This is a genomic window from Spirochaetota bacterium, from assembly GCA_038043445.1.
GTDB lineage: Bacteria > Spirochaetota > Brachyspiria > Brachyspirales > JACRPF01 > JBBTBY01.
On the sequence record JBBTBY010000013.1, the window covers coordinates 136,554 to 162,810 of the forward strand.

Annotated in this window: 21 protein-coding genes; 14 read left to right on the top strand and 7 right to left on the bottom strand. The window is 57.2% G+C overall.

The genetic code is table 11. The features are described 5' to 3' along the window. Window positions 1–23: 23 nt before the first annotated feature. From AABZ39_02280 to AABZ39_02290, 3 genes are all read right to left on the bottom strand, one after another. A complete protein-coding gene (locus AABZ39_02280) occupies window positions 24–1,304 on the bottom strand; it encodes an acyltransferase domain-containing protein (protein ID MEK6793577.1) in 1,281 nt (426 codons plus the stop codon). Continuing rightward, the gene (locus tag AABZ39_02285; GenBank protein ID MEK6793578.1) at window positions 1,301–4,867 is read right to left on the bottom strand and encodes a sugar-binding protein; all 3,567 of its coding nucleotides are present in this window, start codon (window positions 4,865–4,867) and stop codon (window positions 1,301–1,303) included. The genes AABZ39_02280 and AABZ39_02285 overlap by 4 nt, the downstream gene beginning before the upstream one ends. A 70-nt stretch (window positions 4,868–4,937) precedes the next feature. Beyond that, window positions 4,938–5,975, bottom strand: coding sequence for a substrate-binding domain-containing protein (locus tag AABZ39_02290; protein ID MEK6793579.1), 1,038 nt, complete (start codon window positions 5,973–5,975; stop codon window positions 4,938–4,940). A gap of 168 nt (window positions 5,976–6,143) precedes the next feature. Between AABZ39_02290 and AABZ39_02295 the strand changes: the two genes are divergently transcribed. The 12 genes from AABZ39_02295 (at window position 6,144) to AABZ39_02350 (ending at window position 19,493) form a co-directional block, all read left to right on the top strand. Next, a complete protein-coding gene (locus AABZ39_02295) occupies window positions 6,144–7,478 on the top strand; it encodes an alpha-glucosidase/alpha-galactosidase (protein ID MEK6793580.1) in 1,335 nt (444 codons plus the stop codon). A gap of 91 nt (window positions 7,479–7,569) precedes the next feature. Further along, window positions 7,570–8,910 (top strand): alpha-galactosidase, encoded by a 1,341-nt coding sequence (melA, locus tag AABZ39_02300; GenBank protein MEK6793581.1) that lies wholly within the window; start codon window positions 7,570–7,572, stop codon window positions 8,908–8,910. A 257-nt stretch (window positions 8,911–9,167) separates the two neighbouring features. Next, window positions 9,168–11,183, top strand: coding sequence for a molybdopterin-dependent oxidoreductase (locus AABZ39_02305; protein MEK6793582.1), 2,016 nt, complete (start codon window positions 9,168–9,170; stop codon window positions 11,181–11,183). 2 nt (window positions 11,184–11,185) lie between these two features. Beyond that, the gene (locus tag AABZ39_02310; protein MEK6793583.1) at window positions 11,186–12,250 is read left to right on the top strand and encodes a 4Fe-4S dicluster domain-containing protein; all 1,065 of its coding nucleotides are present in this window, start codon (window positions 11,186–11,188) and stop codon (window positions 12,248–12,250) included. A 1-nt stretch (window position 12,251) separates the two neighbouring features. Beyond that, window positions 12,252–13,079: an FAD/NAD(P)-binding protein gene (locus AABZ39_02315; protein MEK6793584.1), complete on the top strand. Its 828-nt coding sequence runs from the start codon at window positions 12,252–12,254 to the stop codon at window positions 13,077–13,079. After that, entirely contained in the window at window positions 13,076–13,555 is a 480-nt protein-coding gene (locus AABZ39_02320) for a hydrogenase maturation protease (GenBank protein MEK6793585.1), read from the top strand. The genes AABZ39_02315 and AABZ39_02320 overlap by 4 nt, the downstream gene beginning before the upstream one ends. Beyond that, a complete protein-coding gene (locus AABZ39_02325; GenBank protein ID MEK6793586.1) occupies window positions 13,545–15,392 on the top strand; it encodes a proton-conducting transporter membrane subunit in 1,848 nt (615 codons plus the stop codon). Before AABZ39_02320 ends, AABZ39_02325 begins: the two co-directional genes overlap by 11 nt. Before the next feature lie 28 nt (window positions 15,393–15,420). Beyond that, window positions 15,421–17,100, top strand: coding sequence for an NADH-quinone oxidoreductase subunit C (locus tag AABZ39_02330; protein ID MEK6793587.1), 1,680 nt, complete (start codon window positions 15,421–15,423; stop codon window positions 17,098–17,100). A gap of 1 nt (window position 17,101) precedes the next feature. Beyond that, window positions 17,102–18,001 (top strand): complex I subunit 1 family protein, encoded by a 900-nt coding sequence (locus AABZ39_02335; protein ID MEK6793588.1) that lies wholly within the window; start codon window positions 17,102–17,104, stop codon window positions 17,999–18,001. Between the two features lie 10 nt (window positions 18,002–18,011). Further along, window positions 18,012–18,554: a 4Fe-4S binding protein gene (locus tag AABZ39_02340; protein MEK6793589.1), complete on the top strand. Its 543-nt coding sequence runs from the start codon at window positions 18,012–18,014 to the stop codon at window positions 18,552–18,554. Between the two features lie 3 nt (window positions 18,555–18,557). Further along, the gene (locus AABZ39_02345; GenBank protein ID MEK6793590.1) at window positions 18,558–19,085 is read left to right on the top strand and encodes an NADH-quinone oxidoreductase subunit B family protein; all 528 of its coding nucleotides are present in this window, start codon (window positions 18,558–18,560) and stop codon (window positions 19,083–19,085) included. A gap of 9 nt (window positions 19,086–19,094) precedes the next feature. After that, entirely contained in the window at window positions 19,095–19,493 is a 399-nt protein-coding gene (locus AABZ39_02350; protein MEK6793591.1) for a response regulator, read from the top strand. A gap of 169 nt (window positions 19,494–19,662) precedes the next feature. Here AABZ39_02350 and AABZ39_02355 read toward each other — a convergent pair whose 3' ends face one another. Next, window positions 19,663–20,418, bottom strand: a complete 756-nt coding sequence (locus AABZ39_02355) for a YkgJ family cysteine cluster protein (GenBank protein MEK6793592.1) — start codon at window positions 20,416–20,418, stop codon at window positions 19,663–19,665. A 2-nt stretch (window positions 20,419–20,420) separates the two neighbouring features. After that, the gene (locus tag AABZ39_02360; protein ID MEK6793593.1) at window positions 20,421–20,906 is read right to left on the bottom strand and encodes a YchJ family metal-binding protein; all 486 of its coding nucleotides are present in this window, start codon (window positions 20,904–20,906) and stop codon (window positions 20,421–20,423) included. Between the two features lie 111 nt (window positions 20,907–21,017). Between AABZ39_02360 and AABZ39_02365 the strand changes: the two genes are divergently transcribed. Further along, on the top strand, window positions 21,018–22,349 hold the full coding sequence (locus AABZ39_02365; GenBank protein MEK6793594.1) for a CsgG/HfaB family protein: 1,332 nt from the start codon (window positions 21,018–21,020) through the stop codon (window positions 22,347–22,349). 10 nt (window positions 22,350–22,359) lie between these two features. After that, window positions 22,360–23,034 (top strand): 7-cyano-7-deazaguanine synthase QueC, encoded by a 675-nt coding sequence (queC, locus tag AABZ39_02370; GenBank protein MEK6793595.1) that lies wholly within the window; start codon window positions 22,360–22,362, stop codon window positions 23,032–23,034. Between the two features lie 19 nt (window positions 23,035–23,053). Here the strand turns inward: queC and AABZ39_02375 are convergent, their stop codons facing one another. Both AABZ39_02375 and AABZ39_02380 read right to left on the bottom strand, forming a co-directional pair. Continuing rightward, window positions 23,054–25,444: an FtsX-like permease family protein gene (locus AABZ39_02375; GenBank protein MEK6793596.1), complete on the bottom strand. Its 2,391-nt coding sequence runs from the start codon at window positions 25,442–25,444 to the stop codon at window positions 23,054–23,056. Continuing rightward, entirely contained in the window at window positions 25,437–26,183 is a 747-nt protein-coding gene (locus AABZ39_02380; protein MEK6793597.1) for an ABC transporter ATP-binding protein, read from the bottom strand. Before AABZ39_02380 ends, AABZ39_02375 begins: the two co-directional genes overlap by 8 nt. Window positions 26,184–26,257: the final 74 nt, after the last annotated feature.

Consider the following 26,257-nt stretch of genomic DNA (forward strand, 5'->3'; position numbering starts at 1 on the left):
TCATGCAGACGACACGCGCTGCATCATTTCTCGAACATATGCAGCATGCCGCCGCTGCGCCAGGGATTACCCGCTTCAAGCCACGCTATGATCGAGCGCTGCAGGCTGGAATCCCGTGCGGCATGTGCGAGCGAGAACGGTGCATCCTGCATGAATACATGTGCCGGCCCGTTGGGGCTTGCCTGATCGACGGGATAGAGCTGCAGTTCCCGCAGGACACGCGGCAGATTCGCTGCAGGTTCCATGATGGCATGAACGTCCCGGGTGAACATCCATGAAAAACAGACAGCAGCAACCGGCGGTGCCTGTGGATAGCGCGGGGCAAAGAAGGTATATGCCCGCGCGAAACTGTCATGCAAAGCCTCAACGCTCAAGCCGCCGCCGCTCGGGATATGAATATCAACTACCGGGCTTCCTGTACCCAGGATGGATACATAATCCGCATCCGCATATTCACTTACCGTGCATTCGACGATACCGTCCTTCGCTACCCGGTTACCACGCCATACACCGCCGATATACTCCTGCGTACTTTGCCAGCATCCGTCGGTACCGGGAATAGCGCCGGGAAGCGTTGTCTGTCCGTTCCCGTCAAAAGTAAGGCCCGGTGCAGACAAAATGACATGCTCGCCTGATGTTCGTCGCCGAAGCACACGTATATTCTTGGGAAATGAGCGATACCAGAATTCCAGACGGCCGAGGCGAACATACGGTTCATGAAGATAATGATAAAGCCAGAAGAACTGATTCGCGAATATCCCGAGCTTTCGGCACGCGCGCTGATAATTGTCGGCAAAGCAGGCGACCTGCCGTGACGTATCGCGGGTGATCTCGGGGTCGATGCGCTGTGCTCGGTGGTATTCGCTGAGCAGTCGGTGCAGATCGAGGGCAATGGCGAGATACACCACACCGCGATCGGTGAAGAATGCAGAAAAATACGGTTTCTTTTTTATGCCGGGGTGGGACGGGGCGTGAAAACCCATCCACCACATATGCCATACCAACGCCCGTAACGCGGTGTGTTCCTGTATCGCCGCGGCAGCATCGAGCAATTCATCCGGCACCTCGCCGGGGCATGAGCAGTTACGCCAATTCTCTCGAATCGCCGAAGGCAGCAGGAAGGGGAGCGTTCCGGACGGAATGACCGATTGCGAATGGGCCCAGTATATATTCCAAAGTGAAGCCTCCCGCATACCCTCGGGCGTTGCGCCGTCTGCCGTCAGGAGATCACCGTCGCCGACAGCACTGAGCGCGTCTTTCAGGTCCATGCGCGGAGAGGCGTTCCCCGTCGCGGCTGCGGTCATTTATTCAGTCTCACTGTTTTCCAGAGCACGGGCTTCCCGAACGGTTCCGTGCCTTTCGGCCCGAGCGTGACTCCCTGTTTTCTGCCCTCGCCGTCATTGTCATTGATAAGCAGGGACACGGCGAACACGGACCCTTCTTTTAATGTCATATAGGGAAGTGTTTCCTTCGGGAACGCCATTTCAAGCGCATACCCGTCAGCTGTTTTCTTCCACGCGACTTTTACCGCGTCATCGATCCCGTGGTCGACATTGTTCGCGCCTACATAGCGCCCCGTCGGGGCTTTATCGAGATATGCGACCGGCACGCCGTTTTTGTTGAAACCGACCGAGTATGTCGCATCATTCGCATCGTAGAACTTCCCGTCGTCATTCTGCATGTCGAAGTATAACTGCACGGAATCATTTCCCCAGAACTGCCCTTCATCACCGTTGCCGGTGAAGAATACGCTGTCCGTCACCTTGACCGCAATATAAAAGTTCGCATCGTCCCATGCGAAGCGGAATGCCGCAGAACAGTCCGCCGGTCCGGCGTGAGCCATCTTTCCGCCTGAGAAATCGGCAGACAGATTATCTTCGCCAAGCATATACGACGGCACATTCTTCCAATCGGAGAAATCCCCGTCTATGACCACGGCGGCACGCGGAATATTCATCGACGGGAGCTTTACCCGTTTTGAAAGAATACTATCCCCCGCGGAAGCGGTATATTCAACCGCGTATTCCCTGTCCCATATCGGCTCCTCGGTCACCGGGAACGTGAATCGCTTCGTTGCTCGTTCAGCGAGCGCAGAAACGGTCACCGGGGCCGGCGTCTGCCATCCATTCGGTACTTTCTTGAATGTTACCGATGCAGTAAGGGGCTTGTTCACGCAATTCTCGACGTTCATGACGAGTGACCCGCCATCGATGTCGAAGGTGAGCCGTATCGGTGCATCGAATCCATAGAGGTCGGCGCGCTTCAGTGCGGTGAGCACGGCATCCGCGCTCGTTCCTGCTTTGAACGAAAGATAGGTCGGGATGAAGGAGATGGGGATATCCGGTGTGTTTATCCTGTTGCCGTTCATATCGTATACCGCGTCGGCGGCTGCATTGCGTATACCGCCGCGTACGGTATGCATGCGCGTATTGAGCGAGACTATCTTCACGCCGTCCGCACGCTCAAAGAGGAATGCCCGCACTGCAGGGTTCACATCGAGCGCTGACGAGGCCTTGATGTCAAAAAGCGTCTGGCTCATGAAACGGTAGCCGCTGAAGGCATGGTAAAAGTAGACCGGGCTGCTCATCCCGAAGCGGTAGAGCGTTGATCCCACGGCGAACTGTGCATGAGGCACGCGGTCGGCGGCGATATGGTGCAGATAATTCTGCAGGAGACGCCCTGTGTGCTCTTCCTCGGTGTCGCTGTAGTAGTCCCTGTCATCCTCGCCGGAATGCGCGATCATGTCCCGCATGCCGAAATACTGCTCATCGTTGTAGAGCGGCATGCCCTTGGCATATTTATCAATGATGACACGCAGGCGTTTGATATCATCGTATACGGACGGATTCTCCGGCGCCATACGGTAGGAGTGGAACGTGAATGCATCGATACTTTTTGCGGCATCGGCAGCGAACAGTGCATCGACATAGTTGACATCGATGCCGTTGATGTTCGCAGCGATCTTCGCCTTGGGATACGCTGCACGCACGGCGGCGGCACCGGCACGGATGAATCGCTGATAGCGCTCCGCCGGGAGGAATCGCGTACCTTTTTTCGACCCGGAATGGGCTGTCCATATGTTCGGTTCGTTGAGGAGCTGATAGTAGTCGACCGTATCGGTGAGCGCAGCGGCTATTTTTCCCGCGTGTGCTGCATACAATGCGGTCTCTTCGTTTACCATGGTTTCGGTGATATCATCGTTGAGCGGCTGGGCGTGATGTATCTTAGCCCCCCGCGGCGTGCCGACGCATATCATGACGATCTTTCCGCTCGCCTTTTTGCGCGCAAGCTGCATTTTGAGGCGTTCAAGAACGACAGGGTCGGCGCCGTCATCGACCGTGCCTTGCCAGATAAAGACGCGAGAGAATCCGGAGCCTGCAATGTTCGCCATGCGCTCATTCCATTCCTCAAGCCATGCCGGAGTCCCGCCGATGGTGTTCTCCGTGCCGAAGAGCGCATTCTGTTTCGCCGATTCCGGAGCACCGCTGATGACGCACGCGCGCCATGAATTCACCGAGAGCGGCGTTTCGCCGGGAACAGCAACGGTGATGGTCGTCTCGAATACACCGAGCGCCGAATTATCGAGCATAAGCGGCTTGAGCGATAGTTCATCTTTTGTTGCAGCGAACGGGATGTCCTTTTTCCAGAGAACGTTCGACTGCACATCGCGGGAAACGAGCGATACGGTCACATCACGCGCAATGCCGCCCGAGGATGCGAGCGCGACGGAAACTTCTTCCGGTTTTGCCAGCTGAAATAGACCGAGTTCGTTCTTCGTCAATATGCCCGCCTGCAGACCGGACTGATACGCGGTCATATCTCCTTTTTCTATCTGCACCGCATCCACCCAGACGGTATTGTCAGACGAATCGATGCGGATGTACACGGTATTGCGGAACGGCGCGCCTTGTTCGGGAATGCTGACCGGGAATGAATAACGCTTCCATTCCGTTCCAATATCCTTGCCTACCGTATACGCTCTCTGCGATATATTCCATGTCGGGGTAATGACAAAAAAACGTACTGCTCTATTCTGCCCGGAGGCCGGCTCCGCTTTCGCATAGCATGAGAAGGTATATGTCTTTCCCGGTTCAACGTTATATCGCCGGCTTCCGATGCAGCCGTTGGGCTCGATCCGAAGCGAGGCCGTTCCTTCGTACTTGACCGCGGTGTCGATGGCCGACGGTATCTCCTTCTCCTCATACGGTGCGGTCATGATACGGTAACTCTGCGGGCCCCAGCCGAGCCATCCGAGCTCGAAACCGGGATTGACGAGCATATATTTTGACGCCTGTATTGACGGGGCAACGGCGGTATTTCCGCCGGCAGCTGCAACGGAGAGTTCAACGCCGTCGATATACGCTTCCCCGTACTGAAGATCGAACCGGATGAAGAGGTCGCGATCGTTCCAGTCATCGGCTGTCATCAGCTTTGCCGTGAAAGTATATTTTGTCCAATTCCCGTTGAGTATGAAGGACTTCATCTTGTAGAAATGCGGCTTTTTCCCGGCCCCGGTGTAGAAATATGCATCGAGTCCCCCCGCGGACGGCGACTTGGCGAAAAAGGTCAGTGTATACTCGCTGCCGCCCTGAATGCCGCTTACCGGCTTTTCGGTCAGGATGACGACACCTTTGCTCCCCGGCGTTTTTTCCGCATTCGCGTGCTTCAGGTGCATCGAAATGGACCCGCGTATGAATGCGCCGTCGGATGCTGCTGCGGCAGTCTCGTTCTGCGAGCCATAGGACGCCGCACTCCATCCCTTGGGCATATCCCCGGCGGCATCCTCGAAATCACCGTTCACAATAAGGTTTTCTGCGGCCAGCATGCCGATCGATGCTATGAAGAACGCAAGGCTGCGTGGTATCATCGTCGCCTCCGAGGTAGTATCTATAATATAAACATAGTACTTAATAGTATATTCAGAGAACCCTCGCTTGTCAAGGAGCCTTGCCCGTGGTGCTTTCCCTCGGTATGAGGATAGGGGTCACACGCAGGAGTGAAAGCGGTGGTTTTCCCTCGAGCAGAGCGAAAATACGCTCGGTAAGCCCTGCAGCCATCTCCTCCACCGGGACAGTGGACGAGGAAAGCGGCGGGTCGGTACGGGCGGTAAGCGGGGAGCCGCTTATCGTGATCACGGCAAGATCATCCGGTATCCTTACGCCGTATCCCTTGAGAAGTGCAAGTGTTGAGTATGCAAGACCTTCGTACAGGAAAGCGATACCGTCGAAAGCGCGGCACTGCTCACGGGTGATGACGTCGGGCGGGGATGACATGACGAGCGTTGCGTTCACCGCATGCCGCTCTGCTTCCGAAAGAAAACCGTGTATGCGTCTGCCGAACGCCCCGGTTTTTTTATCCGCGATGATCGCGATCCGTTTTTTACCGATGGAAGCGAGATGCATAGCGCATTGCGCACCGGCGGCCTCATCATCGAAGGTGACGGTGCTCTCGGTGTTCTTGCCGCGTTGTTCAAGGTAGGTGAGGGGTATGTGCCGTTTTTTCAGGAAGATCTCGGCATCACGCACCGCCGGTTTCGCAGGATCTATCCCAAAAAAGACCGCCGCCCTGATCTGGTCCTCGTAGCACATTTTCCGTATCTCGGAGAAATCGCCGGCGCTTGAAAACACGATCGGCAGAAAGCCATGTGCAATGATATCCCCTTTTAAAAGCACGATGATCGATTGCCAAAGATCGGGGATGATTCCCCCGGCATTGATATTCGGTATTATGACGATGTAGTTCTTTATCCCCAGATGTTCGCGCGGCGCGACAAAGGTGCCCTTCCCTTTTATCCGATAGATGAGCTTCTGCTCGATGAGCTTCTTAAGGCCCTTACGTACGACCGTATAGGATACGCCGAATTTCTTCCCGAGCTCATCCTGTCCCTCGATGCGCTCATGTCCTTGGAGACCGCGCTCGCGTATGGAACGCGTGAGCTCTTCGATGAATCGCTGCGTACTGGTATCCGGCCGCACAGAGCCTCCTTATCCCGCCATTATATGTGCAGTGTGCATAACGTCAATTTCACGGTGTTTTCCCTGGCATTGGGACGACAACAGAATCACATACAAAAACAACAAAATGACATATTTCAGACAAGCATCCCTCGTATATTAGTACCCATCAATCCCAAAGGAGAATGCATGCCAAAGATCACGTTCATGGGCGCCGGGAGCACGATATTCGCGAAGAACGTCCTCGGCGATTCGATGATGACACCGTCATTGTGCGAGTCCGAGATCGCCCTCTATGACATCGATGCGGAGCGGTTGAAAGAGTCGAAGCTCATGCTCGATAACATCAACAAGAACGTCAATGCCGGGAAGGCGAAGATCACGGCGCATCTCGGTGTGGGCGAACGGAAGAACGCCCTTCGTGGCGCGAACTATGTGGTCGATGCCATTCAGGTCGGCGGGTATGAGCCCTCGACGGTCATCGACTTCGAGATACCGAAGAAATACGGCCTTCGTCAGACCATAGCCGATACGCTCGGCATAGGCGGGATATTCCGTGCGTTGAGGACGATACCGGTACTACTTGATTTCGCTAAAGATATGGAAGAAGTATGCCCGAATGCATGGTTCCTCAATTATACCAATCCCATGTCCATGCTCACCGGTGCAATGCTCCGCGGCACATCGGTAAAGACCGTCGGTCTCTGCCATTCAGTGCAAGGGTGCGCGGAAGGGCTCCTCAAAGGTCTTGAGATGCCGATACCGGAGAAGCTCCAGTGGGAGATCGCGGGCATCAATCACATGTCGTGGCTCCTGTCGATAACCGACGGCGGCAAGGACATGTATCCTGAGATAAAGGAACGCGCGGCGAAGAAGCTTGCCGAGGCGCGGAAGAAAGGGGCGAAGAAATACGGCGACATGGTACGCCATGCGATGATGCTTACGGTCGGTCATTACATCACCGAATCGTCGGAGCATAATGCGGAATACTCGCCGTACTGGATCAAGGCGAAATATCCGGACCTTATCGAGGAGTACAATATACCGCTCGATGAATATCCGCGCCGCTGCGTGAACCAGATCGCCGGATGGAAAAAACAGCGCGATGAACTCCTCAACGACAAGAACCTTTCGCATAAGAAGTCGCATGAGTATGGCTCCATCATCATGAACGCGATGGAGACCGATGAACCGGCGCGCATCGGCGGGAATGTGCTCAACAACGGGCTTATTACGAACCTCCCGTCGGACGCCGTTGTAGAAGTCGCATGTCTCGTCGATCGGAACGGCATACAGGGTACGCATGTCGGCATGCTCCCGCGGCAGTGCGCTGCGCTTAACATGACGAACATCAATGTACATCTTCTCACGATCGAAGCCGCGCTTACGAAAAAGAAAGAGCACATATATCACGCGGCCATGCTCGATCCGCATACGGCGGGTGAGCTTTCCATCGACGACATCAAGGCGATGTGCGATGATCTCATTGCAGCACACGGAGAAATGCTTCCGAAGTATAAATAAACACTCACCCCATCCCCCCGACCCCTTCCCCTCTCTCACGGGGATGTGAGAGAGGGGAAGGGGCGAGCGTGAAATAAAAAGGAGAACCATCATGGCTAAGAAGATCGCATTCATCGGCGCGGGGAGCTTCGGCTTCACACGCGGTCTCGTTCGCGACATCCTCACGTTCGACGCGTTCAAGGACGCGACGATAGCGCTCATGGATATCGACGACGAGCGGCTTGCATTCACAAAAGCGGCGGTCGAGAAGATAGTCGCCGCGGGAAAATATCCGGCGAAAGTCACCGCGACGAAAGACCGCGTCGAGGCGATAAAGGGCGCCGACGGCGTCGTTATCACGATACTCCAGGGCGGACCGCAGGTGTTCCGCACCGACATCGAGATCCCGAAGAAATATAAGGTAGACATCAATGTCGGCGATACGCGCGGCCCGTCGGGGATATTTCGCACGCTCCGAACGCTCCCGCCGATGCTCGATATCGTGCGTGACGTTGAGAAGTATGCACCGAACGCGATCGTGCTTAACTATACCAACCCGATGGCCATGCTTTGCCGCGGCATGCAGAGCGAATTCCCGAAACTGTCCGTCACTGGTCTCTGCCACTCCGTGCAGGGAACAGCGGGCATGCTCGCCAAGTGGATAGGCGCGCCGATGAAGGAGATAACCTACTTCTGCGCAGGCATCAATCACCAGGCGTTCTATCTCGACTTCAAATGGAACGGCAAGGATGCGTATCCCCTCATCCGCAAGGCGATCAATGAGAAGCCTGAGATATATAATGAAGAACAGGTCCGCAACGAGATGTATCTCGCGCTCGACTACTATGTGACCGAATCGAGCGGGCACAATTCCGAGTACAATGCCTGGTTCAGAAAACGCCAGGACCTCATCGAAAAATACTGCACCAACGGTACCGGTTGGAATCCGGGGCATCATGCCTATATCCTCGAACATTACTTTAAGCGCATGCATGACTGGAAAGATCTCATCAAGCAGGAACTTGATAAACCGGTAAAGCTCGAGCGCGGTCACGAATACGCTGCATCGATATTCAACGCGATATTCGGCGACAATGCTGTGTTCGAGTTCAACGGCAATGTGCGCAATTTCAACATCATCGACAACCTGCCCCACGGCTGCTGCGTCGAGGTGCCGGTATTCGCCTCACAGCGCGGGCTTAACCCGGTGCATGTCGGTGCGCTCCCGGCGCAGCTCGCGGTGCTCAATAACATAAGCGCACGCTGCGAAGAGCTTGCGGTAGAAGGCGCGATCGAGGGCGATGCCCGCAAGGTCTTCCACGCAGTGCTGTTCGATCCGCTCACCTCGGCTGTCCTCAGCATGGAGGAGACACGCGCCATGGTCAATGAGATGTTCCAGGCGAACAAGGACTATCTGCCCCAGTTCAAAGGGAAGATCACCGTCGGCCGCTGAGAACAGTAGAACATGACAAGCCGTCCGGCCGCCGCCGGGCGGCTTTTTTTATGCGCTCGGGTGCATGTCCGGAAAAAGCATGATAGTCATATTCAGCCGGTGGATGTTTATTGACAATTCACGGCCTTCCGTTATACTATTTCTGCAGCGATGAGCCGGCCTACGCAGAACCAACGATAGAGCCCTCGCGGAAGATCAGCGATCCATGCGAGGGCGTTCCCGATAGTTCGCGCCCGTATCGATCCCAGGAATGAAGAATGAGCTATAAATCCGGTGTCTGTACTTTCTGCGGCACAGGATGCGCGCATATGCTCGATATGCGCGGTAACGATGTTGCAGGCGTATTTCCGGTACGCAATCACCCGGTAAGCAAGGGGCGGCTGTGCGTGCGCGGCTGGCATGTCCACGAGCTCATCAACAGCAATGAACGGATTAAGACACCCCTGATACGGAAAGACGGCGTATTAGTCCCGGCAACGTATGAAGAAGCTATTGCACTGCTCGTTGAGAACCTTTCCCGTTATAAGAACGACGCCGCTGACAACACCGGTTTCCTTGCGTCGCCGCGGGCATCGAACGAGGAGAATTTTCTCCTCATGAAGCTCGCCCGGTCGGTGTTCAATACCAGCAACATCTGCCTCGATTCCGACCCCGGCCACCGCAACAGCATCGACGTCATGCACGCCGGCACCGGTATGGCCGGCATGATCGGATCGCTTGAGGATATCGCACGCGCGGAATATCTTCTTGTGCTCGGTTCGGACATAACGAAGCAGAATCCCATCATCGGGAGCGAGCTGCACATGGCCGCACGCGCCGGCGCAAAGCTCGTGACCATCGATACACGCAATACGCAGATAGCGCATCTTTCCGACCGTTTCATTCAGCTGAAACCCGGCTCCTATAAGGTCGCGCTCGCGTATATGGCGACCGTGCTCCTTGAAGAGCGCCGCACGGATGAGGATTTCATCAAACGGCAGACGGAAGGATATGACGGCTTCGTGGGATGTCTCTCCTTCCTCAAGGAATCCGAGGTCGAGGAGAAAACAGGCATCGATCTTGAATCGCTTAAGGAAACGGCGCGGGAATTGGCGCGCGCGAAGACCGCGATGGCGTTCTTCTCATCGGGAATATCCGGTTTCGACCGCGATACGATAGGGTATCTCTTCAATCTCTTCATGCTCGCAGGCAAGATCGGCAAGGAAGGATGCGGTGTGAACCCGATCACCGGCATCTGCAATCTGCAGGGCAGCTACGATATGGGCATTGCGCCCGATCTTCTGACCGGTTATCAGTCGATCACTGATGCCGCGGTGCGCGACAAATTCAACAAGGAATGGAATGTTCGGCTGAGCGCCCGCCCCGGGCGGCCTATCGATGATCTCCTGATGGATAGAAGCCGCGGGCTTAAGGCGCTCGTGGCCGTCGACCACGATGAAACGGTGATACGTCACCACGACGAGATAGACGCGATAGAATTCGTCGCTTATATCGGCACCTATCACAATCCGTTCGCCGACCTTGCCGATGTTGTGCTTCCGATCGCATCCTATATCGAGAGCGACGGTACGTTCACCAATACCGAACGACGCGTGCAGCTCTTCCGTGAGAAGCGAAAGCCGCTCGATGGGATAATGCCCGGTTGGGAGCTTTATACGGCCATCGCGAAGGCTGCCGGTGCATCATGGACGTACACATCGCCTGCGGACGTAATGGGAGAGATAGCACGGCTCACACCGGAGTATTCCGATATTCGCTACGACAAACTTACCGACAGTTTCGGGATTCAGTGGCCATGTACGGCGGATAATCCCGGCGGGACACCGCGGTTCAGCATTGAAAAGGCCGCAAAAAAAATAACGTTCGTTCCCACCGACTGGAGCTTTATGGTGCCGCCGGTGAGCGAGGAATATCCGGTACAGCTTGTCATAGGCGAAGCACAGCATTTCTGGCATCAGAACAATCTGATGAAAAAGACCACTATCCCGCTCCGGGAATACAATGCGACGCTGCTCCTCTATCCGCAGGGGTATGTCGCCGTTTCACCCGAGGATGCCAAGCGGCTTACCGTGCGCGATCGTGCGAACGTGAAGATCATCTCCCCCTACGGTTCGATGGAAGCGATGGTGCAGATAACCGACAAGGTGAAGCCGAATACCGCATATGTCGCCTATTTCGTTGACGACATGGTAACGCGATTCTTCCTTGCGCATAAGAGCGTGATGAAACGCGGAGAGGATGCGACCGTTCCGGTGCGCATAGTGAAGGTGTGATGATGTACCGCATAGCAAAAGACAAAGTGAACGACATCGCCGCCGCGCTCGCGGAGGAACACACGCTCTACGCACCGGCACTGCAGCGCGAAACACTGCAGGTCATGTTCACGCAGATAAAGGACCTCGCGCGCATCAATCTTACCGCCGCGCTCCCGCTCGTGCCGCCCAAGCATGTCGTGTTCCCGCAGTTCGGCCGAACGCTCTCCTACGCGTATGACAAGGCGAAGCAGGAAGTGAAGTTCACCCCCGAGACCGACAATTCGCCCAAGGCTCTTTTCGGCGTACGCGCCTGCGACCTTACCGGCATTCAGTGTCTCGACCGTTTCTATCTCGGTCAGGATTTCGTCGACGAGGTATACCGCGATCACCGGAAGAAGATGTTCATCGTCGCCAATACCTGCGTTACCCCGTTCCGCGAATGCTTCTGTTCCTGCATGGACAGCGGTCCCAGCGCACGCGAAGGGTTCGATATGAACCTTACCGACCTCGGCAATGAATACCTCATCGAAATTGGGAGCGAGAAGGGAGAGACGCTTGCGAAAAAGCTTTCGCTTGCATCCGCACCCGAATCGGCGAAGCGCGACAGGGAAAAAGCCGTTGATAAGTCGCTCTCGCTCTTTTCCAAAACGGCGAAGGACAATAAGGCGTGGATATCACGCGTGGTCAACCGCGTGACGACGGGCCTCTTCGATGAAAAGGCGTGGACCTATATCGGCGATCAATGCCTTGAATGCGGCGCCTGCTCCTTCGTCTGTCCGAGCTGTTCGTGCTTCAACGTCGTCGATTCGGTGACCGGCAAGGATTCCGCCGAGCGCACGCGCACCTGGGATTCCTGCTCCTTCGAAGGCTATTCCCGCATGGCCGGCGGGCATAACCCGCGCAAGCCCGTGGAGGACCGCCGGAGCAAACGCTTTTTCTGCAAGCTCTCCTATTCGCAGTCGAAGAAATACCTGCGCCCCGGCTGTGTCGGCTGCGGACGCTGCGCGTGGGTATGCCCCGGTGATATCGGCATGCCCAACGTCGTGACCTATATACGGCGCGAGATCACGAAGAAGGGTCAGTGATATGAGCGATAATACGACCATACCGGAAGTAGTCACCGTCGATGAAATTCGCGATGAGATAGTCGACGTGAAAACGTTCTATCTCTCCTTCGATGAACGCCCCGGAAAAAAGCCGTTCGCGTTCAAGTCCGGCCAATTCATCATGTGCACCGTGTTCGGTGCGGGGGAATTCGCCGTGTCCCTCCCGGCGTGCCCGGAGAACGACCGGTTCCATCTTACCGTACGCCGCACCGGCAAAGTGACCAATGCGCTCCATGAGCTCAAGCCGGGCGATAAGATCGGCGTGCGCGGACCGTTCGGCAATGGTTTTCCGTTCGAGGATATTCAGAGCAAGAACATCATCTATGTCGGCGGCGGTATCGGCATCATCCCGCTGCGCTCCTCGATAATGCATGTCATGCAGAACAATCAGAAATTCGGGCGCATACTCATGTTCTACGGGGCACGCACCCCGCGCGACCTCATGTATCAGTACAATCTCAAGGAGTGGAAGACCGCCCCTGGATTCGAGACTTTCATCGCCATCGATAATCCCATGCCCGGCTGGGACGGACCTACGGGTTTCGTCCATACCCTCATCAAGAACGCCGATATACCGGTGAAGGATACCGTCGCCTTCGTCTGCGGCCCCCCGATGATGTTCAACGCGGTCATTAAGGAGCTCCTTTCCCGCGGGCTCGATGAACACAGCATCATATCGACGCTTGAGCGGCACATGAAGTGCGGCATCGGCAAATGCCAGCACTGCTCCATAGGCCGGACACTCGTCTGCACCGACGGGCCCGTCTATACCTACCATCAGATAAAGACGCTCGGGGAGCAGATATGATGCACGAAGTGCTCGCCGATATATTCTCGCGCCGTGTGACCATCGTTGGCATGGGTAATACCCTGCGCGCCGACGACGGTGCCGGTGTGCGCGTTGCGGAGCATCTCGCAGCGCTCGGTGCGGATGTCGTCATCGCCGAGGATGTGATAGAGAACTATGCGTTCACCATCGCCGAAAGCGATGCCGAGCAGGTGCTTATCATCGATGCGGTACGTACGGGTGCGGAGCCGGGCGCCATCGTGCTTGCGCGTTTTTCCGATATCGCGGAATCCGCGGGCGTATCGTCGCATAAGGCGGCGCTTTCCATGACCGTATCGATACTCGCTTCGCACGGCAAGGATGTGTGGTTCCTCGGCATTGAGGCTGAGGATATCGATATCGGGAGCACCATGACCGCTCGTGTCGCACAGAGCACTGCCGCTGTTGCCGAGATGCTTTCGCGCTATTGCAAGGAGAAGGTCGCCGATGTTCGATAATCCGTTCTTCCCGCTCGCACTGCTTGCCGCCGCCGCGGTCATATCCCCGGTGTTCTCGCGTTCACGATTCCTTGCGGGTGTAATACATTTCGTGTTCATCGCGGCGGGAGCGGTCATGCTCATCGGATTCAGTGCGAACATACTGCTCGGGCATCCGTACGAGCATACCGTCCATATCGGACCCATCGCCGTGCCGTTCCTCGCCGACGGGTTATCCGCGGTGTTCATCACCGTCATTGCGGTGCTCTCGATCGCAAGCTCGTTCTATTCGATAAAGTATATGGAGCATTACCGGGAGTACAGCGCGGCGCCGTACTATATCGCGTTCCCGCTCTTCATCGCCGGGATGATCGGTGTCGTCACGGTGGACGATCTCTCCTTCGGGTTCACCGCCGCCTGGCAGATCATGACGCTCGCTTCGTATTTCCTCATCCGCTTCGAGCACCGCGAGCGTGCCAATGTCGCAAGCGCCAATAAATATCTTATCCTCATGGAACTCGCTTACGGCGTCATCATCGGTGCGACGCTCTTCGTTCACGGGATAGAACCCGGCGACAGTGTTGCCGTCATTACCGGGAAGATCGCAGCTACCGATCCGATACGGATCATCGCCGTGTTCGCGCTCCTTTTCGCCGGTTTCGGCTGCAAGGCGGGCGTATTCCCGCTCGGGCAGCTCTGGCTCCCGGATGCGCATTCGGTAGCGCCCTCGCCGGTGAGCGCCATGCTCTCAGGCGTAATGCTCAAGACCGGCATCTACGGACTTCTTCGCACGTTCTTCTGGATGATACCGCATGACGGCGTGGCAGGATTCAGCGGATACTATTGGGGCATCGGCATCGCCGTGATGGGTGCGGTGACGCTCTTCATCGGCACCGTGCAGTCGATGAAACAGAACGATGCGAAACGGCTTCTTGCCTACAGTTCCATCGGTCAGCTCGGCTATATCATTTTCGCCATCGGCGCGGCACTGGCAATGATACACAGCACGAGCGCATTCGTGCAGGGGTTCGCCGTCATCGCGCTTATCGGCGCCGTGTACCATGTCATCAACCATGCGGTGTTCAAGGGGCTTCTCTTCCTCACGAGCGGGAGCGTGCTCTACGCTACCGGTACCAAGGACTTGAGCAAGCTCGGCGGGCTCATGAAGTTCATGCCGGTGACCGCAGTGCTCGCGTTCATTGCCTCCCTCGCTATCGCAGGGATACCGCCGTTAAGCGGCTTTGCGAGCAAATGGACGATAGTATCCTCATCGCTCCTTGCCGGGAGCGAAGTGGGAGTGCTCGTAGTCGCGGGCATCATAGCGCTCTTTACGAGCACGATAACACTCGCGGCGTACGTGAAATTCTTCGGCATGAGTTTCGCTTCCGCAGGGAGCGAATGGAACGTCTCCAAACCGATACGCGAAGTCCCTGTCATGCTGCTTCTCCCGAAGATAGCGCTTGCGCTCATCATCTGTGCGCAGGGTTTTTTTCCGGCGATCGCATTTACGCTCATTACGCGCGCGTTCGCGACCGCACACGGGTCCATCGTTGAGGCGCTGTTCACTGCGGGGCTTGGCGAGCGTGTGTCCGCATCATCGTTCGGCGTCATCGTATCGGTGCCGGGGATGAACGGTTTTGCGTCCGCCGCGGTACCGCTTGTCATTATCGCGGTGGTCGCCGGCGCGCTCCTTGTCGGATGGTTCATCAAGCGTGCGGGCGGGTCGACCGAGAAACGTACGACGGCATGGCTCTGCGGGTATCAGGAACTCAACGATAAGAACCGCTATGCGAGCGCGAACATGTTCTCCGCGTTCAAGAAGGCCTTCTGGTGGGCCGGCGGCAATGTGAAAAAGTGACGGACAACAGAGGAGAAGAAGGAAACGTATGCTTTCGATAGAATCGATATATGAGTGGCTGCGAAGCACCTTCCCCGGGGGCGTTATCGGCTCTTCGTCGCAGAAGGGGCGGCTCTACGTGGACATCGAGCGGTCAAAGGTGCGAGCGGTATCGTCCGCGCTCGTGAGCAGGGGCGCGCGGTATCAGGTGAGCATCGGCTCGGATATGATAGCGCATAACCGCACGCTCGCGCTCATCCATACGTTCAGCTTCGACCGCGAGGGCATCTTCGTATCCCTGCGCACGCATGCCCCTGCCGATGATCCCGTGTTCGATTCCATCACCCCCGATATACCGAGCGCAGGCTGGTCGGAACGCGAATGCGCCGATCTCCTCGGCATGAAGTTCACCGGGCACCCGAAGCCCAAAAAGCTCGTGCTGTCCGATGACTGGCCCGCGGGAGTGTACCCGCTCAGGAAAGATGTTCCCTGGAACCTCATGCCCCCGCCGGCGGAGAACGTAGCATACGAACTCGATAAAGCACCCGAAGGCACGACGGTCATACCCGTGGGCCCCTTCCATCCGACGCTCCATGAGCCCGAACATTTTGCCGTGTACGTCGACGGCGAGACGATAAAGGGCGCCGATTACCGCGGCTTCATGGTGCACCGCGGCATAGAGAAGCTCTGTCAGACACAGGTCACCTATAACGAAGTGCCGTACATCGCCGAGCGCATCTGCGGGATCTGCGGGTCGGTTCATGCCGCCGCGTACAGTCAGGCGGTGGAGCTTGCTGCGGGGCTTACGATATCACGCCGCGCGGAATTCATCCGTACGATAATGCTCGAGATAGAGCGCATACATTCGCATCTCCTCTGGCTCGGCATCGCGGGCCATCTTATCGGTTTCGATACGGTGTTCATGCAGGCATGGCGTGTGCGCGAAAAGCTCATGTGGTACGGTGAGAAGCTTACCGGCAACCGCAAGACCTACGGCATGATAATCGTGGGCGGCGTACGACGTGACATAACCGCGGAACTTTCGGCGGAGCTTCTCGGCGTCATCAACGGCATTGAGAAGGAGCTGACCGCGATACACAAAGCGATAAAGAACGATTCGATGATACACCGCCGCACCAAGGGTGTGGGCACGATAACGAAGGAAGAGGCAAAGCTCTGGAGCCTTGTCGGTCCCGTTGCGCGCGCGCGCGGTCTTGATATGGACATACGCCGCGATCACCCCTACGCCGCGTATGATGCGGTGCAGTTCGATGTACCCGTCGTCGACACGAACGATGTGTGGGGTACGATCGTCGTCCGCGTGCTCGAGACGTTCGAATCGATAAAGATAATCCGACAGGCGCTCGACAAGATGCCCGACGGTCAGCCGCTTCTCGTGGAAGTGCCGGAGGATATACCGCCCCTGCGCCATGCGATCATGGCGGTGGAAGCGCCGCGCGGTGAATCCGTACATTATCTCATCACCGGGGAGAACAATCGTCCGGAGCGCTGGCGCGTGCGTGCGCCGACGTATCCGAACCTGCAGGGTGTACCGCTCATGCTCCTCAATGAACAGCTCGCCGATATGCCCGTCATCATCGGCAGCATCGACCCGTGCTTCTCCTGCACCGACCGAGTGCTCCGCGTCGATGTGAAGAGCGGCGATGCCGTGCGTATGACCGGCAAAGAACTTGAAGCGTATGCCTGCATGATACGGACGGGGAACTGATATGGACATACTGAGCATAGCCGTAACGATCGTACTTTTCCTTCTGCTCGCGCCGCTCTATGAAGGCATCGTGCGCAAGGTCATCGCGCGTGTGCAGTCGCGCAAAGGCCCGCCGGTCATCCAGCCATACCGCGACCTGCTTAAGCTCCTCGGCAAGGAGAATATGAGCGCGGGGAATGCGCTCTTTACCATAGCGCCGCTCCTCGCGTTCGCATCGATACTCGGCGTCATTGCGTTCTTCCCGCTCGGGTATCACAGCGGGTGGCTTGCGCAGCATGCGGATGTCATTACCATCGTCTATCTCCTTACCGTCGGCGGCGTGTCGGTCATGTTGGGCGGACTTGCGAGCCGCAACACCTATGCCGGTGTCGGCGCGAGCCGCGAGATGATAACGATGATCATGCTCGAGCCGGTGCTCGCAATGACGTTCCTCGCCGGTGCGGTCAAGGCGAAGTCGCTCGGCATACTCCCGGCGATCGGTTCGGTCGCGGGCGGCGGCTATGACTATTCGACACTGCTCATGCTTTTTGTTTATCTCCTTGCGCTCATGGCCTTCGTCGGCCGTCAGCCGTTCGATATCGCCGAAGCGGAAGTGGAGATACTCGAGGGACCGTTCATCGAATACAGCGGCCCGAACTATGCGCTCTTCCGCTATTATCTCATGCTGAAGCAGATGTTCTACGCGTCGCTCTTCGTCGTGGCGTTCCTGCCGATCGTCCGTACCGGTACGTACGGTCTCGATGTGCTGATAGAGCTTGCCGCCGTGTCGGTCATTTTTGTTCTCGTCGGCCTCATCGGATCGACGAACCCGCGCATGCGCATCGATCAGGCACAGAAATATTACGGTATACTCATTCTGCTCGCGCTCGCATCCGTCGGGCTATCCGTGTACGGGCTCTAGGGAGGCGTTGATGTGGCTCATCAGTAAGATACTACAGGCGATCATCTGCTTCCGTGCGGGCGTGGTCACGATGCCGTACCCGTTCAAACCGCGGCCCGTCGAGAAGGATTTCCGCGGACAGCCGGCATGGAACCATCACAAATGCGTGGGTTGCGCCGGGTGCGCCAATCATTGCCCCGCGCGGACGATACTCGTACGCGACCTCTGCCAGGACATACGCGTCATGGTGTATGACGGCTCACGCTGCACCTACTGCGGACGCTGTTCCGATGTCTGCCCGGAAGACGCGATAACCATGACCGAACAGTATGAGCTTGCCACCGGGGAGAAGAACGACATCACCGTATCGATGGAATTGTTCATGCTCACCTGCCAGCGCTGCGGGCGCTGCTTCGATATGGAAACGACGAATATGATCGATAAGATGGCGCTGCGCGGGTACCGCTACGATAACCTCGCCGTGCGCGCCGTCATACCGAGATCGACCGAACAGTTCGATACGAAGACCCTTGCGGAGACCGAGAACTATACACGCCCGCAGGTGAAGGAATAAGATATGCTCAAGGGACTTTGCAAGCGGGCGTTCCCGAGATCGCTTTGGATATATCACTGCAACAGCGGCGCCTGCAACGGCTGCGACATTGAGATACTCAATGTGCTCACACCGTACTACGATGTGGAGCGATTCGGCATGAAACTCGTCGCATCGCCGCGCCATGCGGACGTTATGCTCGTATCCGGTGCGGTCACGCGGCCCACGCTCCCGCTCGTGAAAAAAGCGTATGATGCAATACCAAATCCGAAGCTCGTGTTCGGCATCGGTTCCTGCGCCGCGGGCGGCGGGTGCTGGTTCGACACGTACAACGTAACGGGCGGAGCGGACAAGGCGATACCGGTGAATTACATCATACCCGGCTGCCCACCGCGCCCGGAGGCCATCATCTTCGGCGTTGCGCTTGCGTTGGGCCTTGTGGACAAGAAGGCCTCGCCGGTAGAGCTCAAGCAGGTCGAATTCCCGATCGATAAGTACAAACAGAACCGCGAGTATGAAGAGCGCAACGTCATTTACAAGCTTTTGGATTAAGGACTCGCCATGGGAAAAAAGATACTCCTCGTCGACGACGACAAAGAGCTCTGTGCTACACTTACACGCGTGCTCACGGCGAACGGGCATGCGGTGACGACAGCGCACAGCGGCGCCGAGGCGCGCATGAAGGTCGTATCGGTCAGGCCCGATCTTATCATTCTCGACATCATCATGGAAACGGATACCGCGGGCTTCGAGCTCATCAATATGCTCAGGAGCGATCGCCCCAATGCGAAGTATCGCGAGTTCAAGGATGTTCCCATCGTGGTGCTTTCCGCCATCGACCGCGTGACGCATTCGCGCTTCTCGCTCGACGACGGAGAGAGCTTCCTTCCCGGCGCTGTCGATTTCATAACGAAGCCCGTGACGCCGGAACAGCTCCTCGCGAAGGTCGATGCGCACTAGATAGTGCCTGTTCGTGAGTGTGTGTAAGGCAAACCAAAATTATTTTTTGAAAAAAATAAAACGGCGGGGCAGGGGTTGTTCTCCGCGCATCACGTGACGCAGACATACATGCGCGCAACAATAGGAAAATCAATGTATTGAGGGCGGCAGGAGGATGAATATTATTTCGCTATCGTTTCGCCAGATAACCCATTTCTTTTTCCCCGTTCGTATAATAAGCGTGGAATTCCTTGAGCCGGCCGTTGCCCGCCGTCCGCTCTGCGAATGCTGCGAGCACCGGCATCTGACGCCGAGCAATATCAGATGCATTGGGCTCGCGTGTTGCCGTGAGGAAAGAGGCAAGGCTTGTGACGGCCGTTCCGCCGCCGTGTTCGGACGCTTTGAGAAGATTTGCGGGAAGCCACGGTGAATATTTCTGCATGTATTCGGCGTATCGTCTGAGGAACGGCACCTGGGCGGTCAGTGCATCCTTCTCGCGGTCAAAGTCCGTGCGCTCGAGTACGTTCTTGCCGTCATAGATCACCGGGGCAGCATCGGAAGTGTCGCAGCGCCAGCCCGTACGCGGGGAAAGGACCTCGCCCTGGAAACGCTCTTCGCGGTACGGATAGAGCGGCATCGTCCTGCAGCGAAGCGGCTTTTTTTCGCCGTGCAGTGCGCATCGCTTGTCGTCCATGAGGGCGGGGCAGGGGAATGACGGCGGTATGAATGCTGTCGGTGTTATCTGCACTGCAAGCGACAGTCCATCGGCTGCGACGGTTGCGCCCAACGATGCGGTATAGGCGTGGTCCTTGCTGTCCGGCCGTACCGCGGTCCAGATGAAGGCGATGGGAAAGGTATCGGCGCGGGCGGAGGCATCTGTCCAGGTAAGCGGGAGGAATCCGAAGCAGCATGAGCCGCAGGCGGTACAGCGGAAATGGTGCTCCATGATCAGGCGAGGACTTTTTCACCGCAGCAGTGCTTGACCTTCTTCCCGGAATTGCAGGGGCAGGGATCGTTACGCCCTATTTTCGGCGATGTGCGCTGTACCGGAAGTGTCTTCATAACGCTGCTTACATAGAACCATTCGCCTTTTTCGCGGCGGAACCGTGAGACGGCGGCGCTCGTGATGTAATTCCCCTCGCGGCGGAATTTCACGGAGTATTCCACCTCGGCGGTATCAATGGATTCTTCAGCGCGAAGCACCCTGCAGTCAAGCCACTCGCAGAGTTCGGCCAATCGCTCCGCTTCAGCACGGTTGAAATCGTCGCGCACCTCAGGCGCATGCGTTCGGTCGATATGGTCGAGCGAGCGTATTGCGAATGCCGTGTAACGCGAGCGGAAGAGCGCTTCCGCGGTCGGGGCCGGTGTTCCGGCGATGATGGGACCGCAGCACAAATCGAATTCGCGGTTCGAGCAGCAGGGACATAACGCCATAACGACCTCTCATATTATGTTACCTTACTATATACCGCGGAAGGACATTGTCAATTCCATGTACAGCGATGGGCGGCTTGACAGCTATGGATAGCCCGGTATACTTATCGCATGAAACAAATGATCGTATTCCTTTTCTGTGCGTGTTTCGCTTTCGCAGCACCTGCGGTGACCGTGCTTCCGTTCGACGATATGTCCGGTGAGAGGCAGTACGCGAATGCCGGCAAGGCGATGGCGGAGCTCCTTATCGCCGATCTCGGGCGTGTAAAGGGCCTTACGCTCGTCGAACGCATGAACATGGACAAGGCGATGAAGGAGATAGAGCTCGGACTCTCCGGCATTGCCGACGAGAGGACGGCCCCGAAGATAGGGAAGATGCTCGGTGCGACCTATCTCATCGTCGGGAGCTGTATATTCGGAACAGCATCGAGTGCGGTGTGGAAGGTCATTGCGGTAGAAAGCGGCGTGATAGCGAAGACCGGCCGTGTGGACGCGGGTGCCGATGTGCTTGCGCTCGAACGGAAACTGTATCGCGCCGTGGCTGCCGCCGTCAGCGAGATGATCCCGGGGCTCAGTATGCCGCCGGACGAAGCGGCGACGGGAACGCTCGATGCATCAACACTCAACAGTTTCGGCGAAGCCCTTGCGGCGGAGCGTTCGGGCGACAGCGCGCGTGCGAGAGAGCTCATCAAGAAGCTCATCGAGAGCCGCGGCAATATGCCCATGCTCCTCGCCGTGCTCCGCGATATCGAACGACGGATCGAAGAGAGTGATAAACGCCGCGAAGTGGAGCTTAATCGGTCAGGGCAAAACACCGCCGATTGGGCAACGTTTACGCGCACCACAATTTCCTTTATGAGCAGCATGCGCTATACCGCGCTCCTCAATTTCTGCCTTCGCGCACGGATAAACCCGCCGAAAGCGCCGGAGGGGTCCATGATCGGCGCCGATGAGATGACCGATTATTACATCGTTTTTTCATACGCGATGCTGAAGCGCTCCGAGGAGACCACGGCCGAGGGGGGGAATTTCCTCACACGCTATCCGACATCCATGTACTATTCGTCGGTGAAGAATTACGTTACTGAGCACCTGAACATCGTGAAGGACCGCGACACGGTCGGGAAGCGCACCGAGACGAAGATAGCGGCCATTGCGGCGGAGAAGAACACGCCGGAAATGCTCGCCTTCCGTACCGCAAGCGAATATTTCAACGCGAAGATATACGACAAGGCGCTTTCAGTGTACCGGTCCATATCGCTTGCCGAGCTTGAGAAGCAGGGCATTACGCCCGATACGATACTGTATTTCATGTTCTCGTGCTATCGCGAACTTTTTCAGAAAGAGAACGCCGCACGCATGCTGTCCACGGTGGAGAACCTCTACCCGGGCTCGTCCTATCTCGCGTCGATGCGCACGATGATGAACTATATCCCCGAATGACAGGGTGTCGATGAAACACGCGATGGGGCATGCGCTTGTCGTATTCTCCGGCGGTCAGGATTCAACCACCTGCCTCGGATGGGCGAAGAACCGCGCCGAGAAGGTCGATGCGATAACGTTCTCCTACGGTCAGCGTCATGCGGTGGAACTTACCGCCGCGAAGGATATTGCCGCACTGATGAACGTGCCGCTTAAGGTCGTCATCATCGATTTCCTTTCATCGCTGGTAACTTCCGCGCTTCTGTCGGACGGCGATATCGCTGCAAAGCATCCCGATGATGCATCGCTCCCGGCATCGTTCGTGCCAAACCGCAATGCGCTTTTCCTTACGCTCGCGCACGCATATGCGCAGACGATACATGCAGACACGATAGTCGCCGGCATGTGCGAGACAGATTACAGCGGCTACCCCGACTGCCGCCGCGAGTTCATCGATGCAATGGAGCGTTCGCTCTCGCTCGGGAGCAATAAGCAGATACCGATCGTAACACCGCTCATGTATCTGACGAAGGCCGAAACGTTCAAACGTGCCGAGACCGAGGGCGTGCTCGATATCGTGATCGCAAAGTCGCATACATGCTACGAAGGCGATCGATCGATGCATGATTGGGGGTACGGCTGCGGGCAATGCCCTGCATGCGTACTTCGGAAGAATGGTTTCGACGAATTCGTTTCCGGAAAATAGCAGGCGATCATTTTACCCATCATTCATAGGCAATGGTCTCTCGTATCGTCAGCTGTGATGCGCGCCGGGCAGGCATGATGCTTGCTGCGATCGAGCCGAGTACCACGGCGGCTACCGCTATCGAAAGACCGACCGGCGAGATAACGAGCGGGAGCGGCGTTCTGAACGCCATGGAACCGAGCAGTCTGCCGACAGCGGTAGTAAGCGGGAGCGAGAGTACGGTCGCAAGGACGATGCTGATAAGCCCGATGAATACCGCCTCGCTCACGAGGTTCCTGTATATCGCGTTCGGTGTACCACCGATGGCGCGCATGACGCCGATCTCACGCGTACGCTCAAGGATGTTCGTGCTTGTCGTCGATGCAAGCCCGAGCATGCCGACGATGCCCATAAGCACTGCGATGAATACGATCGAGGAGATCAGTGTCGACACGTGCTCGGTAATGGCGTTACGGAACTCGGCATCGGCGATGATGGCGGAGACACCGACCGCGTTCTCGACGAGCGCTTTTTCCGCAGAGCGTATCACTACAGCGCGTTTCGCATCTTCCATGGGCGCAGTGACGATGCGAAACGATCGAATGCCGCTCTGCATTACCGCATCGAACGAAGCGCGCGACGTGTACGCCGCGGCGGGGCCGATCTCCTCAATAAATCCGACGACACGCCATTCGGAATGTCCTCCGCTGACCGTGAGCGGTATCGTGCCCCCGATACGAATGTCCGGGAACATGAGCCGTGCTATCTGATTGAGCATGACCGCGTTCGTATCATCCATACGGAGCCACCGCCCCTCCCGCAGGGGGAATGTTACGAGCGTTGACCCGGCAGGCATACCGCGCAGGGTGAAACTTCCGTGACCGCCGTCGGGATAGACATGCGATATCTCTATCCCGCCGGCGACGTTCGCTGATGCCGGCGCATGACCCCATCCTTCAACGGAGCGAATGCCGGGCACAGCCAAGAGAACACTGCGCACACGACCGACCGATTCCGGGCGTATCGTACGTATTTCCGCGTCGTAATGCCGCGAGCGGAACGAGCGGTCGATGGTTTCTTTCCATGCGGCATTTACGTTGAGTGCGGTCATGAAAAGCGCACCGGCGGATGCAAGGAGCCCGAGCGTAAGCGCAAGACGCCCGCGCCGACGGAAGAGATTGCGGATGGCAAGGATGAGCGTCCTGTCCACAGTGCGGAACATATCCGGGAGTATCGGCGCAGTGCGCTTGACATCCGTACGAACGCCGTAGTCGCTCACTGCTTCGCGCACTGTCATGCGGCTTGCACGGAGCACGGGTATCAGCGAGAGGAGGAGCGGTATTGCCATGCCGACAGCCGCCTCTCCGACATGGATAGCCATTGGTACCGCAGTGCTGTAGAGCGTGAAGTTGAGGAGCTCGGCGACGACCGCCGCATATCCAGTGCCGATGTATGTACCGAGCGGTATGCCGATACAAAGCGATGCGACACTCACTGCGGCGATCTCAGCGAGGTAGAGGAACACTATGTCCGATGTTTTGCCGCCGATCGCTTTCATAACGCCGATCTGTCGTATCTCACCGGCCATGAGCACGGAGACCATGGCCGCCATGAGAATGCCGCTTAACACGAGCGCGAGCAGACTGAATATAAAGAGCATGGTGAGTATCGCCGTCATCTGATTCTGATGCGGATGCTTCTTCGCCGGCGGTATCTGTATCTCGCGCACCGAATACCCGCGTGCATTGATCCATGATGCGAGCGTACGCACCCGTGCATCGATCGCACGGTCGTCATCAAGCGCATCGGAAACGCGGACCTTAAGTTCGTGCATGCCGGACCCGCCGAGCAGGGCGAAGGTGCCGGGAGTGATATACCCGTAACCGGTGCGCTCCTGCCACGCCGGGGCAAGTCCGGGATCATGCGCTGTCCCTGCGACAAATATGTCGCGTCGAACGCCGCTTGGTGCGCGGATGGCGAGCGTGCCGCCGACATCGGTCATGAGCGATACCGCGCTGCGTTCAACGAGCATGCTCCCTTCCGGCGGCGGCCATGCACCGCGGTCACGGGAGACCTTGCTGAGACGCATATCGTGAAAGTCGGGGATGACGAAGAGCAGAAGCGGGCGCCAGTCCCCCGATGCCGTCTGTGCGCGGACAAGAACGGAATCGCGCGCTTCGACCGAGGCGATGCCGTCCTGTGTACGTACGGCGGCAACGAGCGCATCGTCGATCCGGTCAAGTTCGATAGTGGCGGATGCAGGCGCTGTGCCCAGATAATTGCGGCGTATTTCCCGGGTGAGTATGGAGTACGCGGTCATCACCGAGGCGATGCCGATGATGCTCGCCGCTACCGCAGCCGTCATGAGAAGGAGCCTTCCGCGTGTGCGGACACTATCACGAATTATCTTCGCGAGGCGCGGGTTACGCATGGCGTTCCTCCGCTTCGGCATCGGATACGATGGCCCCGTCCATGAGGCGTATTTCCCTCGATATGCGATGACCGATGGCGCGTTCGTGGGTGACCATGATGACCGTTTTTCCGTCGGCGGAAAGTTCTGAGAAGAGGTCAAGTACAGCGTCCGCGGTGTGGGAATCGAGATTGCCGGTAGGCTCGTCAGCGGCGATGATCATAGGGTCGTTCGCGAGCGCACGCGCTATCGCCGCGCGCTGCTGCTGTCCGCCGGAAAGCGATGCGGGGAGCTTGCCGGCCTGATCGCGTATGCCGACGCGCGAAAGGAGCGCGAGCGCCCTCTCGGAGCGTTCACGGACGGGATATGTCCTGCAGAAGTCCATCGGCAGCATGATGTTCTCGAGCACGGTAAGCGTCGGCAGAAGCTGAAAGAACTGGAACACCACACCGATATTCCGTCCGCGCCAGAGCGAAAGGTCGTTCTGCGAGAGTGCGTGTATATCCGTGCCGCCGATGACGACGTGCCCGGTACTCGGTGCATCGATGCCGGTGAGAAGGTTCATCAGCGTCGATTTTCCGCTTCCGGACCGACCGACCACCGCGATGAACTCGCCCTGTGCCGCCAGAAAGGACACATTGCTGAGCGCGGTGAAATCACCCATCGGCGATGGGTAGACTTTGTAAAGCGATTCGACGCGCATGAGCGGCAGTGTTCCCGCAGCAGGAGCGTTCCGTTCTTTGAGAGTATTCTTTCCCATGACTACCGGCCGTGCATGGCTTTGATCGCCGCGACGACATTGAAGTGATGCATGACATACCCTGTGCCTGCAAC

Coding starts and splice junctions, on each gene's coding strand:
- AABZ39_02280 (MEK6793577.1), bottom strand. CDS start 1,304: ATGACCGCAGCCGCGACGGGGAACGCCTCTCCGCGCATGGACCTGAAA.
- AABZ39_02285 (MEK6793578.1), bottom strand. CDS start 4,867: ATGATACCACGCAGCCTTGCGTTCTTCATAGCATCGATCGGCATGCTG.
- AABZ39_02295 (MEK6793580.1), top strand. CDS start 6,144: ATGCCAAAGATCACGTTCATGGGCGCCGGGAGCACGATATTCGCGAAG.
- melA (MEK6793581.1), top strand. CDS start 7,570: ATGGCTAAGAAGATCGCATTCATCGGCGCGGGGAGCTTCGGCTTCACA.
- AABZ39_02305 (MEK6793582.1), top strand. CDS start 9,168: ATGAGCTATAAATCCGGTGTCTGTACTTTCTGCGGCACAGGATGCGCG.
- AABZ39_02310 (MEK6793583.1), top strand. CDS start 11,186: ATGTACCGCATAGCAAAAGACAAAGTGAACGACATCGCCGCCGCGCTC.
- AABZ39_02315 (MEK6793584.1), top strand. CDS start 12,252: ATGAGCGATAATACGACCATACCGGAAGTAGTCACCGTCGATGAAATT.
- AABZ39_02320 (MEK6793585.1), top strand. CDS start 13,076: ATGATGCACGAAGTGCTCGCCGATATATTCTCGCGCCGTGTGACCATC.
- AABZ39_02325 (MEK6793586.1), top strand. CDS start 13,545: ATGTTCGATAATCCGTTCTTCCCGCTCGCACTGCTTGCCGCCGCCGCG.
- AABZ39_02330 (MEK6793587.1), top strand. CDS start 15,421: ATGCTTTCGATAGAATCGATATATGAGTGGCTGCGAAGCACCTTCCCC.
- AABZ39_02335 (MEK6793588.1), top strand. CDS start 17,102: ATGGACATACTGAGCATAGCCGTAACGATCGTACTTTTCCTTCTGCTC.
- AABZ39_02340 (MEK6793589.1), top strand. CDS start 18,012: ATGTGGCTCATCAGTAAGATACTACAGGCGATCATCTGCTTCCGTGCG.
- AABZ39_02345 (MEK6793590.1), top strand. CDS start 18,558: ATGCTCAAGGGACTTTGCAAGCGGGCGTTCCCGAGATCGCTTTGGATA.
- AABZ39_02350 (MEK6793591.1), top strand. CDS start 19,095: ATGGGAAAAAAGATACTCCTCGTCGACGACGACAAAGAGCTCTGTGCT.
- AABZ39_02355 (MEK6793592.1), bottom strand. CDS start 20,418: ATGGAGCACCATTTCCGCTGTACCGCCTGCGGCTCATGCTGCTTCGGA.
- AABZ39_02360 (MEK6793593.1), bottom strand. CDS start 20,906: ATGGCGTTATGTCCCTGCTGCTCGAACCGCGAATTCGATTTGTGCTGC.
- AABZ39_02365 (MEK6793594.1), top strand. CDS start 21,018: ATGAAACAAATGATCGTATTCCTTTTCTGTGCGTGTTTCGCTTTCGCA.
- queC (MEK6793595.1), top strand. CDS start 22,360: ATGAAACACGCGATGGGGCATGCGCTTGTCGTATTCTCCGGCGGTCAG.
- AABZ39_02375 (MEK6793596.1), bottom strand. CDS start 25,444: ATGCGTAACCCGCGCCTCGCGAAGATAATTCGTGATAGTGTCCGCACA.
- AABZ39_02380 (MEK6793597.1), bottom strand. CDS start 26,183: ATGGGAAAGAATACTCTCAAAGAACGGAACGCTCCTGCTGCGGGAACA.